A 16,100-nucleotide genomic window follows, 5' to 3' on the forward strand; every position below is an offset into this window, starting at 1 on the left:
CGTCGTGCCACGCAATGCGGGCGGCACGGGGGCGTCCAGCGGGCGAACCCGGCAGGCCGGATGGCCGAGCACGGCCGTCACGGCGGCCGCGCGGCTCGCGACCCACAGGCCGAGCGTGGCGTCGAACGCGAGCGGCGGCCCGTCGACGAGCGCCGCATAGTAGGGATAGGGATCGCGGTGCGTGACCGCTGCGATGGGATCGGTCGGGTTCATGCGGACAGTATCGGTGCAGTGCGCTGCCGCATGTTTCGGGTTGACGTGAAATGTCGCGGCGCGGGTATCGGGCGTGGCGGCATCGCGACGACAGCGGATCGTCAGGCAGCCGACCGGTAGCGATGCGACTGCATCCGCATGCGGACGCGCCCGGCCGAAATCGCGCGCGGCTCGGCCACCACGGTGTCGTGAGGGAACATTTCCTGCCGGAATTCGCCGTTTTCGTCGAACCACTGGCAGATCAGCCAGTCGCCGTCGTCGAATACGACCGGCCCGGCATAGGTGACGGTCATGCGCGGCCCGCCCGTCTTCAGCGTCACGACATCGCCGACGCGAAACCTGACGCGTTGATTTTCTCGGTTCGTCATCGCTCTCTCAGCATTTATATATATCGATATTCCCGGCGGACCACCCACTGTCCTTTCGAACGTGCCGCAGATTATCAATCAAATAATCAGCCGGCAACTCCCGCAGTCAAAAACATACTGACCGAGGAAATGCAACAATGCGCGGCATCGACGCGCCCGGCGAGCGCCCGGTCGCCCGGTCCGGCGCGGTTTGTGCGCCGGTGCCGGCCGAACGGGCGGGAATGCGGAGAATAGACGATGTATTTTGCGTCGTCACCGATGTTTAATTCAGACGCGAAATCGGTTGATTATTGTCAATCAGCTTTCGACTGGAAACGATCCCACGATTTATCTGCGCTCATTCCCCGAATAAAACCGGCGAATTATCGGGTGACGCAAACCAGCGGTTGATATCGCGCCCGGGCACGGCAGCCTGCGTAAACGTAAACGTGCCGTCCTGCGCCATCTCCTTCGCCGCGCGCAGAAACGCGCCGAGCGCGGCCCGCGCCAGCGCGCCGCCGACGCTCACGCGCTTCACGCCGAGCGCCGCCAGCGCGTCGAGGCTCAGCAATCCGCCCTGCAGCCCCATCACGACGTTCACGGGCGCGCCGACCGCCTGCGTCACCGCCGCGATGTCGTTCGCATCGGTGATGCCCGGCGCGTACAGCACGTCGGCGCCCGCGTCGCGATAGGCGACGAGCCGCGCGATCGTGTCGGCGAGGTCGTGGCGGCCATGCAGGTAGTTTTCGCAGCGCGCCGTCAGCGTGAACGGAAACGGCAGCGCGCGTGCCGCGTCGACGGCCGCCGCGATACGCTCGATCGCCGCTTCGCGGGCATAGATCGGCGCATCGGCGCGGCCCGTCGCGTCCTCGATCGAGCCGCCCACCGCGCCGGCCTCGGCCGCGAGCCGGATCGTTTCGGCCACCGTGTCGGGCGCGTCGCCGAAGCCGTTCTCCAGATCCGCGCTGACGGGCAAGCCGCCCGCGGAGACGATCTCGGCGATGTGATCGAGCATCGCGTCGCGGTCGATCGCGTTGTCGGGCTGCCCTTTCGAAAATGCGTAGCCGGCACTCGTGGTCGCGAGCGCCTCGAAGCCGGCCATCGCGAGCAGGCGCGCGGTGCCGGCGTCCCACGGGTTCGGGATGATGAAGGCGCCGGGGCGCGCATGCAGGGCGCGGAAGGCTTCGGCTTGGCGGGCTTGCAGGTCGGAACGGGTCATCGCGGACTCCGGAAGGAAGTTGACGACCGAGCTTACGCCGGTCGTGCACGCGACGTTTCAGCGTTCGCCGAAATGTCGTCGCGCGACCGGGAAAACCCGGCACGCCGACCGTACGCCCGCAGCCGGCCACGAGCGGGCCGGCGCCGCCGCCTGCCCGCCGCCGGCCCACGATTGTTCAGATCGATGCGGCCGGGCCGCCGTCGATGCCGAGCAACACGTCGGTGACGGCCTCGGAGAAGCGCATCGCGCGGCCGTCGATCAGCACGTCGTCCGGATTCGACGGGCTCCGCGTGGCGTGCGGCACGCCGTGCGCGAGCAGCACCCGCGCGCACGCCTCCCAGTCGGCCGCGCCGACCTGCTCCGGTTCGTTGACGGATGCCCACGACAACGTGCCGAGCGCGTCGCTCCCGAACCCGTGCTGGTCGCGCCAGTTCGCGCCGTGCGCGAGCAGGAACGCGAGCAAGCCCGCGTCGCCGCGGAACACCGCGTGATTCAGCGCGCTCGCGTCCCAGTCGCCGCCGCGCGCGGCGATCGGCCAGCCCAGTTCGACCATGACCTTCACCGCGTCGCCCGAACCCCATGCCGCGGCGTCCGGCAGCAACCGCAGCCGTTCAGCGGGCAGCGCGCCGGGCAGTTCGGGATGCCGCGCCTGGATTCGCCGCGCATCGTCGGCGTCGGCGCGCGCGCAGGCCGCCACGAACGCGTCCGCCGCGTCGAGCGCCTCGTCCGCGCCGGCCGCCCGCAACAAGGTCGCGACGTCGGACAGCCCGGTCTGCATCGCCAGCCGGTACGCACTGATGCCTGTCGGCGTTTGCGCGCGGGGATCGGCGCCGGCCGCCAGCAGCGCGGCGACGTGGCGCGCCGAGCAGCGCACGCCGATCGCCCGCAACAACGGTGCGCCCCAGGTCTGCGCGAGCCCCGCGCCGGGCGGCTCGTTCGGGTCGCCGCCATGCGCGAGCAGCAGTTCGAGCGCGTCGGCATCGCGCATGTCGAACGCGCGCCGCAACGCATTCGTCCCGCCCACCCGCGCGCCGTGTTCGAGCAGCACGCGCGTGCAGGCCGGATGCTCCACCGAGTGATACAGCGATTCGCCGTCGTTCGGGTCGGCGCCGGCTTCCAGCAGCATCGCGGTGAGAACCGGATCGCGATTGACGCCCGCCGCGCCGTACAGCGCCGACAGCGGCCCCGCTTCGTCGGGTTCGGCGAGCGACGCAGGCGGAAAGCGGTTGCCGATCCGCTGGTTCGGATCAGCGCCGGCATCGAGCAGAAGACGCGCGCAGGCGCGCAGCCTGGCGGCGAACTCGGGGAGCTGCCCGAGCCGCGAATGCGTGACGGCGACCAGCGGCGGCAGCTTCAACGCGCCGCCGGCGCGCGCGATCCAGCCGGGATCGGCGGCCAGCGCCGCCTTCACGGCGTCGAGGTCGCCGGCCGCGCACGCGATGGTCGGATCGTCCGCGACGAGCTCGGGATGGTCGAGCAACAATTGCGCGGCGACGCGCGGCCGGGGCGCGTCGACGCCACCGGTCACGTCGCCGCCGTACGCCAGGTCGAGCCAGCTCCGGACCAGCTGCGCGCGCTGTTGCCCCGCCAGCGCATGCGTTTCGACGAACGCGCCGAGATCGGCCCATGACGCAAAGCCGTACTCGCGCGCGATGCACGATTGCGCGTCATGCAGCCGAAGCCCGAGCGCGAGCGCTTCGTCGTGCGTGCGGTTCGCGGCGGCAGGGAGAAACCGGACAAAGCGCGCGACGGCATCGGCGTCGCCTTGCCGGTACAGGCGCAACAATGCCTTGGCCTGCTTTTTCAGATGATCGGGATGGGCGTTGGGAGGCAGCTTTTTCATGCGAATCCTCGTGCAGTGAATGGCCGAAGGTCCGCAATACCGCCAGCACAAAGGACAGGGGGAAAGCTGAATTCGCTGCGACAGGTGGGTTCAACCCTTTCCGCGGACCCGGAAGCGACCTGCATCGCTGCCCGGTATCCTAGGCGACGGCCGGCGACGTCGTCAACCGCGCCGCGCCATGCGGCGGGCGACACTCAGCCCGCGAGCTGCTTCGTCAGGAAAATGCGCGCGTGTCCGACCGGATAATCCGGCAACTCGCCGAAGCGGACATAGCCGCGTTTCTCGTAGAACGGCCGTGCCTGGAAGTCGAACGTGTCGAGCCACGCACTGTGGCAGCCGCGCGCGACGGCCTCCGCCTCGGCCAGATCCATGATGCGCGTACCCGCGCCCTGGCCGCGCGCGGCCTCGGGCACCACGAGCAGGTCGACATGCAGCCAGCCGTACGCCGTGCTGCCCCACAGGCCACCGACCACCGCGCCCTCGCCGTCGGTCACGACCACGGCCAGCGGACGCGCGTCGAGCGGGCCCGCCTGGCTTTCGTTGAACCGGATGAGCGGCGCGACGATCTGCTTGCGCACGTTCGCGTCGCCCGCGTCCGTCACCTCGTATGTGAACGTCATCGGTTGAATCCGCTTGAATCCTGAATGAGGAAGGGGCGACGCCGCACGCACCGCGTCAGACGACGTACGCGCCCTTCGCGTGCAGCTCCGCTTCCGTGCGCTCGAGCGCGGCGATCGCATCGCTGCCTTCGAGCGCCAGCAACTGCGCGACCAGCGCTTCGGCCATCGCATGCGCGGCCACCAGCGACGGAAAGAACGACGGGCTGTCGTGCGTGAAGATCAGTTGCGCATCCGCGTGCAGTGCGATCGGCGACACCGCGCTGTCGGTGATCGCGACGATCCGGCTGCCCTGCGCTTTCGCGGCCTGCGCGACGCGCGTCGCTTCCTGCGAATACGGCGCGAAGCTGACGACGACGGTCACGCTCTGCTTCGCGATCGTGCGCAGCTCCATCTCGAGCGAACCGGCGACGCCATTGAGCAGCGACACGGTCGGACGGAACAGCCGGTAGCCGTACACGAAGCCGAACGCGACCGGATAACACGAGCGAAACCCCGCGACGTGCACGTGCGACGCCTTGCGGATCAGTTTCGCGGCATCGGCGAGCGCGTGCTCGTTCTGCGCGGCGGTGGCCGACAGGTTGTGTTGTTGCGCGGCGAGCAGGTCGTGCGCGAGCGACGCCTGCGCGTCGGGCCGCACGAGCGAGCGCGCCCGCTGCGTGAGCGGCTCGGGGCGCGTGCGCACGCGTGCCACGCACAGGTCGCGCAGCTCGTTCCAGCCGGGGAAACCGAATTGCTGCGCGAGCCGCACGAGCGAGGCGGGCTGCACCTGCGCGCGCTGGGCGACCTTGCGCATCGACGAGGTGGCGACTTCGTCGGGATGATCGAGCAGGAAGGCAGCGCCCGCCTGGAATTGCGGGCTCAGCTCGGAAAATTGCGCCCGGATCCGGGACGCGAGTTCGTCGAAATTGGCGGCCATCTTGGTGGGAGCGGGAACCGGTCGTCCATGGTATCACCGGCCCCGCGCGCACCGGTCAGCGCAGCACTTCGACGTGATCGGCGTCGACCTTCACGCTGCCCGACCATTTGCGCTCGAATTCGCCGGTCACCTTCACTTCGTTCTTGTCGCTGACGGTCTGGCCGGCCGCCCACAGCTTGCGGTCGATCTCGACGCGGATCGTGCCGGTCGCATCGGCGAATTCGTAATCCTCGCCGCCGACATGCTTGACGATGCGGCCCTGCAGCTGCACGTGCTGGTCGTCCTTGCCGTTCGCGAGCAGCTCCTTCACGGTGGTCGTGGTCAGCGCGGACGGCCCGGTGTATTGCGCGTAGACGGCGGCGGGCAGCGTGGCGAGCGCAACCGTCAGGATTCTGGCCAGGTGTTTCATGATCGTGGTCCTCTTCTGGGATGTGACGCCGCGCCCCGTTGAACGCGACGGCGCCAGATTACGGACCGTAAGATTAAGCAAACCTGAAGGTCGCCCGAAAGCGACGCGGTGCCGCATCGGACGCATGGGAGCGCCCGCCGCGCGCCGCCCGCATTTAAGCTGCGCCTAAGACACGGGCGCTTATCATGGGAACCCCGGGTGCCACGGCACCCCGTTGAAGAGACACCAATTCATGCGCGTATTGCTCGTCGAGGACGATCCGCTGATCGGCAGCGGGCTCGAACAGGGCCTCAAACAGGAAGGCTTCGCGGTCGACTGGGTGAAGGACGGCGAAGCCGCGTCGCTCGCGCTGCGCGCGACCGGCTACGGCCTGCTGCTGCTCGATCTCGGGCTGCCGAACCGCGACGGCCTGTCGGTGCTCGCCGCGCTGCGCCGTCGCGACGAGACCCTCCCCGCGATCATCATCACCGCGCGCGACGGGGTGCCCGACCGCATCGCGGGCCTCGACAGCGGCGCGGACGACTATCTCGTCAAGCCGTTCGAGCTCGACGAGTTGCTCGCCCGGATCCGCGCCGTGACCCGCCGCCACGCGGGCCGCGCGCAGACGACGCTCGTGATCGGCCCGCTGCGGCTCGATCCCGTCAAGCACCTCGTCTGGCTCAACGACGACGAAGTGCCGCTGTCGCCGAAGGAGTTCGTGCTGCTGCACGAGCTGATGCGCGACCCGGGCGCGGTGATCTCGCGCGAGCAGTTCGAGGAGCGGCTGTACAGCTGGGGCGAGGAAATCGAGAGCAACGCCGTGCAGGTGCACATCCACAACCTGCGCAAGAAGCTCGGCCACGACATGATCCGCACGGTGCGCGGCGTCGGCTACCGGATCGGTGACGGCGCATGACGCGCATCCAACGGGCGATCGCGCGCTGGCGCAACGCGTCGCTGCGGCGGCGCCTGCTGACGTGGCTGATGCCGGCCGCGTGCGTGATCGGCCTCGTCGCGAGCGCGGGCACCTACTGGGGCGCGCTGCGCGAACTCGACGACCTGCTCGACGACCAGATGCGCAGCATGTCGAAGCAGATCGTCGTCGGCCCGAACGGCGAGCTGTCGTTCAGCAACCACGGCAACGGCAAGCACGGCTTCGAAGCGAGCGATCCCGACGCCGTGCTGCTGCAGGTGTGGCGCAACGGCGCGCTCGTGTATTCGACCGACCGCGATTCGAAACTGCCGCCGCCCGAGCAGAAAGGCATCGCGAGCGTCGACGTCGACGGCCAGCCGTGGCGCACCTATGTGACCGAGCGCGGCGGCACGACGATCCGGCTCGCGCAGGCACGCCACGCGCGATGGGAAGCGATCGCGGGCATCGCCGTGCATCTGCTGTGGCCGGTCTTCTCGATGCTGCCGCTGCTCGCGATCGGCCTGTGGTTCGGCATCGGCGCGGGGCTGCGGCCACTGCGCACGATTGCATCCGGCCTCAAACGCAGGAATGCGAACAATCTGGAACCGGTCGACGTGGGCGCGATGCCGAACGAAGTCCGCCCGCTCGCCGAAGCGATCAATGACCTGCTCGCGCGCCTCGACCGCTCGTTCACGCTGCAGCGCCACTTCATCGCCGATGCCGCGCACGAGTTGCGCACGCCGATCATGGGGCTGTCGATCCAGTCGCAGCTGCTGCGGCGCGCGGCGACCGCCGAGGAACGCGAGCACATCCTCGCGCAGATCCAGGCGGGCACGACACGCCTCGGCCACCTCGCCGAGCAGTTGCTGACGCTCGCGCGCCTCGAACCCGACGCGCAGGCGGCCGCCTCCGCGTCGGCCCCCGTCGATCTCGCCGCGCTGTGCCGGTCGGTGGTATCGGATCGCACGCGCGTCGCCGACGCGCACCGGATCGATCTTGGCGCGATCGTATCGACGCCGGTGATGACGTCGGGCAATGCGGACACGTTGCGCGTGCTGCTGAACAACCTCGTCGACAACGCGATCCGCTATGCGGGCGCCGGTGCGCGCGTCGATGTGTCCGCGCGGATCGACGGCACGACGCCCGTGCTCGAAGTCGCCGACGACGGCCCCGGGATCCCGGAAGCCGAACGCAACGACGTGTGGGAGCGCTTCTATCGCGGCGAGGGCGCGCAGGCCGTCACGTCGTCGGGCAGCGGGCTCGGGCTGTCGATCGTCAAGCGGATCGCCGAACAGCATCGCGCGACGGTCGCGCTCGGCACCACGCACGGCGGACGCGGGCTGACCGTCACGGTGCGCTTTCCGCAGCCGGCCTGACGCGCGCGACGCACGACGTGTGGCTTTTCCACAGATTGTGTTGGCAAGCTTGTGGACAACCTGCCATTAACGACACCAAGCCATTGATCGGAAAGGGTTTGCCGGTCGTGCGCGGCAAATGCGCCAGGCCGGGTCAGCTCACCACCCGATTCAGTTGTCGTCGACGATTCGCTCGATCCGCAGGCCGGTCGAGGTTTCGAGGATGCTGGCGTGATGCTCGGCGCGGCAATACAGTCGCCCCTTCGGATAGTCGTCCGGCCGGGGGCGCGTGCGATCCTCGACATGAACGACGACGGTACCGCCGCCCGGATACGCACCGACTCGCTCGCCCATGTAATAGAGCTGGCCGTTCAACTGGTAATAGCCGTGCCCGAGATACCAGAACGAGTCCTTCTCCGTCGCGATCGGCTGGTTGCCGAGGTAGATCGCGTCGCCCTTTCTGACGATCGGGTAGAACAGCAAGCCGATTTGCGGCTCGATGACGGTGTAGTGATTGGCACGGATGTCGTCGAGCACCTTGTCGCGAACTTCTTCACTCAGGTAGGTGCGCTCGCCAAAATACTCGGTGTGACGGTAGGCCGGCTGACAGGCATGCGCACTCGTGCCGCATACCGCCGCCATCAACGGCACGGCGATCGATTTCCAGATCGTTCTCACTGATTTCTCTCCAGGTTCCTTATTGTTGGCCGGCCATCCGGCGCGGCAAATGTTACCGGTGCCGGATCGCGTCGCCAGTTTACCCACCCGGTCTCGTTCCACGGCATTCATTCGCCATATTGACAACCAGTTGTCCAATAAGTAAAGTAGTTGTCAATTCATCCTGCGTATCGAACATGACGAAATCCGCGAAGTTGACCACCGTCGCGCTGTCCGTATTCCGCTTGAACGGCCTGCTGATCGAATGGGGCAACACCTTTGCCGGGCCGCACGGCCTGACCAGTGCGCGCTGGCAGGTGCTGGGCGCCATCTCGCTGGCGCCGGAAGCCCCGAACATCCCGCAGATCGCCGACGCGATGGGCATCACGCGGCAGGCGGTGCTGAAACAGGTCAACGTGCTGACCGACGAAGGGCTGGTGGAATCGCTACCCAATCCGGCACACAAGCGTTCCCCGTTGTACGCGCTGACGCCACGCGGAGAGGCGGCCTATCAGGCCGTGGTCGGGCAGTGGCAACAGCATGTCCGCAGCATCGCCGGCGACTTCAGTTCGGCTGACCTGGATGCGGCGATCCGCGTGCTGTCGGCGATGTCCCGCGCGCATGGCGCCGATGTGCTGACGTGAGCGCGCAACCGCCCCACCCACCCACAGGAGTTCCCATGCCTCATTTCAAGCCGATGGATCCGGCCTTTCCGATCCAGCAACAGATCGCCATCGACGCGGAGCCGGTCGTCCTCGTCAACGTATTCACGCTGGCCACCGCCGACGAAGCGGACTTTCTCGCCGTGTGGAAGGACGACGCCGAATTCATGAAGCGGCAGCCCGGATTCATCTCGACCCAGTTGCATCGCGCGCTCGGCGACAGTCCGACTTACCTGAACTACGCGATCTGGGAATCGACCGACGCGTTTCGCGCGGCCTTCACGCATCCGGAGTTCGTCGCCAAGCTGTCGGCCTATCCGTCGTCCGCCGTCGCGAGCCCGCACCTGTTCCAGAAGGTCGGCGTGGCCGGTATCTGCACGGCGTGAGGACACGCGGGAATCGAGGCAACGCGCGGCATTCGCGGGGGTGTCGCGCGTCGCTCACGCACCCGGACTTCTCCACAGAAAATGTTGGCAAGCTTGTGGATATCCTGCGCACCGCAACGCCAAGTCCTTGATCCGACGGACTTTGGCACGCGTGATGCAGACGAGGCCCAGCTGATGGCCAGCGCATACACCACTTCGCCGCACTTCGCATCACGACGCCACGACGATGCACGCCGCAATCGGTTCACACGCGCCTGCGCGGCGCCACTTACCCACAGATTTTGTTGGCAAGCTTGTGGATATCCTGCGCACGCCTGCGCTAACCCGTTGATCGGGCTACGGTTCATGCGCGGCGTCACGGTTGCGGCACCCTGCGGCCCGGGCCCGCGCGCAAGCGCACGATCCCGCGCAACAGCAGCACATCACCGTCGCCTTGACGCTCGCGCCCGCCACGCGTCAAGATCATGCGAGCCGCACGCGGCCGCGCATCATCGGCTTCGCGCGACGGCTCAACGGGCCGGCCGTTCCGCCGGTGCCGCACCACGACACCTCACTCCGAGGAAGACCATGGAACACTTCACCGCGTGGCAGCTGGTCGTCTCACTCGTGCTGGTCGCCGTCGTCATCTATCCGTACGTCCGCATCGTGCGGCGCACCGGGCATTCGGGCTGGTGGATCCTGACGATGTTCGTCCCGGTCCTGAACTTCATCATGTTGTGGGTGTTCGCGTTCGCGCGCTGGCCCACCGTCGACGATCGGCAGCCCTGATCGTCGCCAGCGCGGCCGCCAGGCTTGTCCACAGATTTTGTTGGCAAGCATGTGGATAGCCTGCGCATACCGCGACCAAGCGCTTGATCCGAAAGACTTTGTCCGCGCCGCTTCAAATGCGGCACGCGGCCGGGAAAGTGCCGCCCGCACGCCCATTCGCCACATGACGGGCGCCTTCCGCGCGAGCGAACCGGCTTGTCCACAGATTGTGTTGGCAAGCATGTGGATAGCCTGCGCATACCAAGGCCAAGCGCTTGATCCGAAAGACTTTGTCCGCGCCGCCTCAAATGCGGCACGGCGGCCCGCGCCACGCCGGATGCGGCCGCGCGCGGGTTTGTCCACACTTTTTGTTGGCAAGCATGTGGATATCCTGAGCATGCGTGACCTAAGTCGTTGATCGCACAACGTTTGATCACGCGGGTCACGGTTGCGGCACGGCATGCATGCGGATCGCGTCACGCACGGCGTGCCGCCCGCCTCAACCGAATGCCCGGACCACGATGCGTGCGACCGACGCGATCACGTCGTCCTTCGCGCGCGCATCGGCACGCGCCTGCGTGTAGTACACGGCCAGCGCGACCGGCGCGCCCGACGGCGACCACATGACACCCGCGTCGTTGGTCGTCCCGTAGTCGCCGGTGCCCGTCTTGTCGCCGACCGTCCACCCGGCCGGCACGCCCGCACGGATCCGCTTGTCGCCGACCTTGTTGCCGCGCATCCACGCGACGAGCTGCGCACGCTGCGCGGCCGGCAGCGCCTCGCCGACCATCAGCACGCGCATGCTCGCGGCCATCGCGGCCGGCGTCGTCGTGTCGCGCGGGTCGCCCGGCAGCGCGGTATTCAGTTCGGTCTCCCATCGATCGAGCCGGAACGTGTCGTCGCCGATCGAGCGCGCATAGGCCGTCACCGCCGACGGGCCGCCGAGCAGCTTCATCAGCAGGTTCGCGGCCGAGTTGTCGCTGTACTGGATCGTGGCCTCGCACAGCGCGGCGACCGTCATGCCGTCGTCGACATGCTTGCCCGACACCGGCGAATAGTTGACGAGGTCGGCCCGGGTGTACGTCACGCGCTGTTGCAGCAACGCCGGTCGATCGACGCTCTGCGCCAGCACCGCCGCGCTCAGCATCGCCTTGAACGTGCTGCAGAACGGGAAGCGCTCGTTCTGGCGATGTTCCACGCGCCGGCCGGTCGCGATGTCGATCGCGCACACGCCGAGGCGGCCGCCCGCGCTGCGTTCGAGCTCGGCCAGCATCTGCCCGGCGGCAGCGGGTGTCACGGCTGCGGCCGTTGCCTCGTCCGGCGCCGCGGTCTGCCGTGACGCGCATGCGGCGACGGTCAATGCGAGCGGCGCCGTCGCCGCGGCCAGCAACAGGGTTCGACGTTTCGATGAGTAGGTCATGTCGGTTGTCTCGTGGTGGAATGTGAGCGAAAGGATGTTGAACGCGCCCGGCCGGCGAGACAGCACTATCGGGACTTTACGGTTGCCTGACAAGCAACGATAATTGAGCGCTGACAAAAGAAATTCTTATGACCAAGCTCCGCCCTCATCTTCCGCTCAATGCGCTGCGCGCGTTCGAATCGTCGGCACGCCACCTGAACTTCACCCGCGCCGGCCTCGAGCTGAGCGTGACCCAGGCCGCGGTCAGCCAGCAGGTGCGCTCGCTGGAGGAGCGGCTCGGCTGCACGCTGTTCACACGGCTGCCGCGCGGCCTCGGGCTCACCGACGAGGGGCGCGCGCTGCTGCCGGTGCTCAGCGACGCGTTCAGCCGCATCGAGACCGTGCTCAAGCAGTTCGACGGCGGGCGCTTCCACGAGGTGCTGACGCTTGGTGTCGTCGGCACCTTTGCCCTAGGCTGGCTAATGCCGCGCTTGAAGCAGTTCGGCGATACGCATCCGTTCGTCGAGCTGCGGATGCGGACCAACAACAACGTCGTCGACCTGGCCGCCGAGGGCCTCGACTTCGCGATCCGCTTCGGGGAAGGCAACTGGCCGGCCACGCGCAACGAGCGCCTGCTCGACGCGCCGCTCACCGCGCTATGCGCGCCGGACATCGCGCGGCGCCTCGCGCAACCGGCCGATCTCGCGAACGAAACGCTGCTGCGCTCGTACCGCACCGACGAATGGCACGGCTGGTTCGATGCCGCGCAGCTCGCGCCGTGGGCGGTCAACGGGCCCGTGTTCGATTCGTCGCGGCTGATGGTCGAGGCCGCGATGCAGGGCGCGGGCGTCGCGCTCGCGCCGGCGTGCATGTTCGCGCGCGAACTGCAGCTCGGCCTGCTCGTGCGGCCGCTCGACATCGACGTGCGTGCCGGCGGCTACTGGCTCACTTCGCTGAAGTCGAAACCGCTCACGCCGGCAATGACGCTCTTTCGAGACTGGATCGTGGCCGAGGCGGCCGCGACGGCGCAGGCCGAATGACCCGGCCCGGCTTGTCCACAGAAAGTGTTGGCAAGGATGTGGATATCCTGGGTACCCGGGACCTAAGCCCTTGATCGCGCACGAATTAGCGTGCCGACGCAGACATCGGGCAGCCTCTGTTCACGGGCGTCGCGAGCCGGCCCCCGACGGCCCGATCCTCAACTGTCGCGACGCAATCGATTGCGAGTTGTCCACAGAATATGTTGGCAAGCCTGTGGATATCCTTCCCATGCGGCGCGTAACATCCTGATACAAAAGGGGATTCAATCCAGGGGCCTTGCGAGGTCAAGCCTGTGGCAGCGCCGGCGCTTTCGCACGGCCCGCGCCGCACCCGGCTCGGGGCCGGACGGTTCTCCACAGATTGTGTTGGCAAGCTTGTGGATATCCTGCGTACCGGCCACCTAACTCCTTGAGCGCACGGGGTTTGGTGCTTCATCTACAAAATCGGGCAGCCCCGGCGCGGCCCGTGCGGCAGGCGCCGGGGCCCGGGCCATCCGGGCATCAATGCCGGTCGAGCCCGCCGCGCAATTCGCTCGCCTTGTCGCGCAGCGCCTCGTAACCCGAGCGCGCATGCTCGGGCAGGTCGGGATCGCCGATCAGCGCACCGAGCGTTTCGATCAGGCTGAACAGGATGCCCTTCGCCGCGCCGACCGCGATGCTCTGCGATTCGATCGACTTGTGCAGGTGGTCGACCGCCGCTTCGAGATTCTCGAGCTTGTGCTCGCTGTCGTCGGGCCGGTTGTCGGTCGTCATCGTCTACCTCCGCCATCGTTCAAGGGTCATGTCACGATTCTATGCCGCTGCACGCGAACGTGGCGCGACATCGCGCAACGTTCGCGCCGCGCTAGGGCCTGTTCACGCTAATAACGGGCTTGCGAACGTGCCTTGCCGGCTGCAGTGCAAGAAGCAAGGAGCGCCGTTTGGCCGAGCCAAACAAGCGACGCGCGACGCCGCAATGCGGCCGGCAAGGCACGTTCCCCTGTTTGGAAAAAATCATTCGTGGGGCTGGCCCCCAGAAGGGCCGATCGCCGCGTCATGCTCCTCGCGAATACGTCGAGTATTCGCTTCGTCGCAATCCTTGCGCTCGGCCCTTCTGGGGGCCAGCGCAAGCCCGTTATTAGCGTGAACAGGCCCTACAGCACCGCGACCACCTTCACGCGGCCCGGCTGCTCCGCCGCCGCGACGACCTGGCCGTCGACGCGGCGGAACGTGAGCGACACGGTTTCGTCACCGACGCGCAACGCGTCGATCCGCAGCCAGTCGACGCCTTCCGGCAGCGCCGGGCGCTCGACGCGCACCTCGTGGCGCGATGCGTCGATGCTCACGCCGAGGCAGGCCTGCAGCATCATGAACGGCGCACCGGCCGCCCACGCCTGCGGCAGGCAGGCCACCGGATACGCGGTCGGCGGTTCGCCGCGCCGGCGCGGGAACCCGCAGAACAGTTCGGGCAGGCGCATCTCGAAGCTCACCGCCGCCTCGAACAGCGCGCGCAGCAGGTTCACCGCGGCGGTCTTGTCGCCGTAGCGCGCCAGCCCGCGCGCGATCAGCGCATTGTCGTGCGGCCACACCGAGCCGTTGTGATACGCCATCGGGTTGAAGCGCGGCTGGCCGGCCGCGAGCGTGCGGATGCCCCAACCCGTCTGGAACAGCGCCGAGCCGAGCACGCCGGCGACCGCCGCGCCGCGCTCCGCGTCGGGCAGACCGAATGCGAGCAGGTGGCCCGCGTTCGACGCGAACACGCGGCACAGGTCGCCATGACCATCGAGCGCGATGCCGTAGAAATTGCCTTCCGGCATCCAGAACAGCGCGTCGACCTGCTCGCGCAGCGTCTTCGCGCGCAACGCATAGCGGGTGGCATCGGCCGCGTGGCCGCGCCGGTGCGAGCACATCGACATCGCATCGAGCGCCGCGCACGCATACGCCTGCACCTCAACGAGCGCGATCGGCCCGTCCGGGAAGCGGCCGTCCGCGTGGAACACCGAATCGTGGCTGTCCTTCCAGCCCTGGTTCGCGAGGCCGCGCTCCGACGTACGCTGGTAATCGAGCAGTCCGTAAGGATTGCGGTCGCACTTGTCGATCACCCATTGCGCGGCACGCTCGAGCGCGGGCCACAGCTCGTCGATCAGCGCATCGTCGCCGGTGCGTTCGACGTATGCGCCCGCGAGCACGATGAACAGCGGCGTCGTATCGACCCCGCCGTAGTACAGCGCGAACGGCACCTCGCCGGTCGCGGCCATCTCGCTGCGGCGGAACTCGTGCATGATCTTGCCGGGCTCCGCGTCGCGGAATGCGGACGTCTCGCGCGCCTGGTGCTCGGCCAGAAAGCGCAGCACGCCGCGCGCGAGCGACGGCTGCAGCCACAGCATCTGCAGCGACGTGATCACCGCGTCGCGGCCGAACGGCGTCGAGAACCACGGAATGCCCGCGTACGGGTACGGCCCCGTGTCGAGCTGCGTCGTGAGCAGCCCGAGATCCGCGAGCGAGCGGTCGAGCCACGCGTCGAACAGCGGATTGCCGGTGTTCACGCGCGCCATCGATTCACGCCGCGCGCGCATCTCGCGGTGCACGCCGACGAGCGCGGTGCGCAGCGCGACGCGGCCGCATCCCGGCCCTTCCGCATGCGCGGGGCCGAGCGTCGCGTCGACGGTCAGGTAGATCGACACGCAGGCCTGCGCGGCGATCGTCAGCGTGTAATCGGCACGATCGACCGACAGCGCATCGGGCGCCGGCGAGAAATGCACGGTCACGTTGCGCTCGACGCTGTCGAGGCCGTCATAGCGCAGCCGCACCGCGCCCGCGTCCACACGCGGCGCCGCCACGGTGCCGCGCTTCGGGCGCTGCGTGCCGCGCACCTCGAACATGTCCTTGAAATCGGCCGCGAACGACAGCGACAGCGGCACCTCGGCTTCGCTCGCGCCGTAGTTCGTCAGCGTCAGCGCTTCGTAAAGCACGTCGCCCGCGAGCACGCGCATCCGCTCGATGTGGATCACGCCCTCGGGCGTTTCGTGGCCGCCGAGCGGCGGCAGCGGACGGTTCGTCAGGTGTGCGGTGAACGACGCGTTGTCGGCGCTGGTCGCGCCCGACAGCAGCGACGGCGCGCGACCGCCGAAGGTCAGGCGCCACTTCGACAGCACGCGCATGTCGTCGACGAACAGGCCGTCGTCGTGACCGCCGATGTCGCCGAGCGCGTCGCTGACCACGAATGCGTCGCCGGATTTCAGCACGTACTGGTTGTTGCGCGCCAGTGCCTGCGGATCGGCTTCAGGCGCGATGAAGGCGGGGCCCGTCGGTGCGATCGGGGCAACAGGCGCGACTTGCGGCGCCTGGGTCGTCGTGGCTTCAGCGTGATTCGGCATCGATGCTCCTGTGTCGGGTCGCAACGCGCGGCGCGTCGC

Annotated in this window: 17 protein-coding genes and 1 pseudogene; 7 read left to right on the forward strand and 11 right to left on the reverse strand. The window is 68.1% G+C overall.

Translation table 11 applies throughout. The features are described from left to right. A pseudogene (locus G3N98_RS26305) lies at nucleotides 1–213 on the reverse strand (cytochrome P450); the annotation flags it as partial. 101 nt (nucleotides 214–314) lie between these two features. Then, the gene (locus tag G3N98_RS26310) at nucleotides 315–581 is read right to left on the reverse strand and encodes a YodC family protein (protein WP_089426987.1); all 267 of its coding nucleotides are present in this window, start codon (nucleotides 579–581) and stop codon (nucleotides 315–317) included. 137 nt (nucleotides 582–718) lie between these two features. On the opposite strand from G3N98_RS26310, the gene G3N98_RS40235 reads away from it, so the two are divergent. Continuing rightward, nucleotides 719–847, forward strand: coding sequence for a hypothetical protein (locus G3N98_RS40235; protein WP_277396919.1), 129 nt, complete (start codon nucleotides 719–721; stop codon nucleotides 845–847). Between the two features lie 71 nt (nucleotides 848–918). On the opposite strand, the gene G3N98_RS26315 is transcribed toward G3N98_RS40235, so the two are convergent. From G3N98_RS26315 to G3N98_RS26335, 5 genes are all read right to left on the reverse strand, one after another. After that, nucleotides 919–1,779, reverse strand: coding sequence for an isocitrate lyase/phosphoenolpyruvate mutase family protein (locus tag G3N98_RS26315; protein WP_206149630.1), 861 nt, complete (start codon nucleotides 1,777–1,779; stop codon nucleotides 919–921). Nucleotides 1,780–1,954: 175 nt separating this feature from the next. Further along, nucleotides 1,955–3,622 (reverse strand): ankyrin repeat domain-containing protein, encoded by a 1,668-nt coding sequence (locus tag G3N98_RS26320; protein ID WP_206149631.1) that lies wholly within the window; start codon nucleotides 3,620–3,622, stop codon nucleotides 1,955–1,957. 194 nt (nucleotides 3,623–3,816) lie between these two features. Continuing rightward, nucleotides 3,817–4,242, reverse strand: coding sequence for a GNAT family N-acetyltransferase (locus G3N98_RS26325; protein ID WP_206149632.1), 426 nt, complete (start codon nucleotides 4,240–4,242; stop codon nucleotides 3,817–3,819). A gap of 55 nt (nucleotides 4,243–4,297) precedes the next feature. Then, on the reverse strand, nucleotides 4,298–5,158 hold the full coding sequence (locus G3N98_RS26330; protein ID WP_089426983.1) for a MurR/RpiR family transcriptional regulator: 861 nt from the start codon (nucleotides 5,156–5,158) through the stop codon (nucleotides 4,298–4,300). Between the two features lie 55 nt (nucleotides 5,159–5,213). Then, nucleotides 5,214–5,567 carry a NirD/YgiW/YdeI family stress tolerance protein gene (locus tag G3N98_RS26335; RefSeq protein WP_206149633.1) on the reverse strand — a complete coding sequence of 118 codons (354 nt, stop codon included), beginning with the start codon at nucleotides 5,565–5,567 and terminating at the stop codon, nucleotides 5,214–5,216. Nucleotides 5,568–5,799: 232 nt separating this feature from the next. Between G3N98_RS26335 and G3N98_RS26340 the strand changes: the two genes are divergently transcribed. Then, nucleotides 5,800–6,462: a response regulator gene (locus tag G3N98_RS26340; RefSeq protein WP_089433340.1), complete on the forward strand. Its 663-nt coding sequence runs from the start codon at nucleotides 5,800–5,802 to the stop codon at nucleotides 6,460–6,462. Continuing rightward, complete coding sequence (locus tag G3N98_RS26345) at nucleotides 6,459–7,835, forward strand: ATP-binding protein (protein ID WP_089475312.1); 1,377 nt, start codon at nucleotides 6,459–6,461, stop codon at nucleotides 7,833–7,835. Before G3N98_RS26340 ends, G3N98_RS26345 begins: the two co-directional genes overlap by 4 nt. A gap of 150 nt (nucleotides 7,836–7,985) precedes the next feature. Here the strand turns inward: G3N98_RS26345 and G3N98_RS26350 are convergent, their stop codons facing one another. Beyond that, entirely contained in the window at nucleotides 7,986–8,492 is a 507-nt protein-coding gene (locus G3N98_RS26350) for a hypothetical protein (protein WP_206149634.1), read from the reverse strand. 176 nt (nucleotides 8,493–8,668) lie between these two features. Between G3N98_RS26350 and G3N98_RS26355 the strand changes: the two genes are divergently transcribed. The 3 genes from G3N98_RS26355 to G3N98_RS26365 all read left to right on the forward strand — a co-directional run bounded on the left by G3N98_RS26355 (nucleotide 8,669) and on the right by G3N98_RS26365 (nucleotide 10,287). Then, nucleotides 8,669–9,115 carry a MarR family winged helix-turn-helix transcriptional regulator gene (locus G3N98_RS26355; RefSeq protein WP_206149635.1) on the forward strand — a complete coding sequence of 149 codons (447 nt, stop codon included), beginning with the start codon at nucleotides 8,669–8,671 and terminating at the stop codon, nucleotides 9,113–9,115. Between the two features lie 35 nt (nucleotides 9,116–9,150). Continuing rightward, nucleotides 9,151–9,519 (forward strand): antibiotic biosynthesis monooxygenase family protein, encoded by a 369-nt coding sequence (locus tag G3N98_RS26360; protein WP_206149636.1) that lies wholly within the window; start codon nucleotides 9,151–9,153, stop codon nucleotides 9,517–9,519. A 567-nt stretch (nucleotides 9,520–10,086) separates the two neighbouring features. Beyond that, nucleotides 10,087–10,287, forward strand: a complete 201-nt coding sequence (locus G3N98_RS26365; protein WP_046548390.1) for a membrane protein — start codon at nucleotides 10,087–10,089, stop codon at nucleotides 10,285–10,287. Nucleotides 10,288–10,765: 478 nt separating this feature from the next. On the opposite strand, the gene blaPEN-bcc is transcribed toward G3N98_RS26365, so the two are convergent. Beyond that, complete coding sequence (gene blaPEN-bcc / locus G3N98_RS26370) at nucleotides 10,766–11,686, reverse strand: PEN family class A beta-lactamase, Bcc-type (protein WP_206149637.1); 921 nt, start codon at nucleotides 11,684–11,686, stop codon at nucleotides 10,766–10,768. Nucleotides 11,687–11,814: 128 nt separating this feature from the next. Here blaPEN-bcc and penR point away from each other — a divergent pair, with 128 nt between their 5' ends. Continuing rightward, nucleotides 11,815–12,705: a beta-lactamase transcriptional regulator PenR gene (gene penR, locus G3N98_RS26375; RefSeq protein ID WP_089433036.1), complete on the forward strand. Its 891-nt coding sequence runs from the start codon at nucleotides 11,815–11,817 to the stop codon at nucleotides 12,703–12,705. Nucleotides 12,706–13,206: 501 nt separating this feature from the next. Here the strand turns inward: penR and G3N98_RS26380 are convergent. Together G3N98_RS26380 and G3N98_RS26385 are read right to left on the reverse strand one after the other, a co-directional pair. Further along, complete coding sequence (locus tag G3N98_RS26380) at nucleotides 13,207–13,458, reverse strand: hypothetical protein (protein ID WP_011354368.1); 252 nt, start codon at nucleotides 13,456–13,458, stop codon at nucleotides 13,207–13,209. A gap of 380 nt (nucleotides 13,459–13,838) precedes the next feature. Further along, complete coding sequence (locus G3N98_RS26385) at nucleotides 13,839–16,061, reverse strand: amylo-alpha-1,6-glucosidase (protein WP_175239428.1); 2,223 nt, start codon at nucleotides 16,059–16,061, stop codon at nucleotides 13,839–13,841. Nucleotides 16,062–16,100 lie beyond the last annotated feature (39 nt).

Source organism: Burkholderia sp. Tr-20390 (genome assembly GCF_017104595.1).
In the GTDB taxonomy this organism is placed as follows: Bacteria; Pseudomonadota; Gammaproteobacteria; order Burkholderiales; family Burkholderiaceae; genus Burkholderia.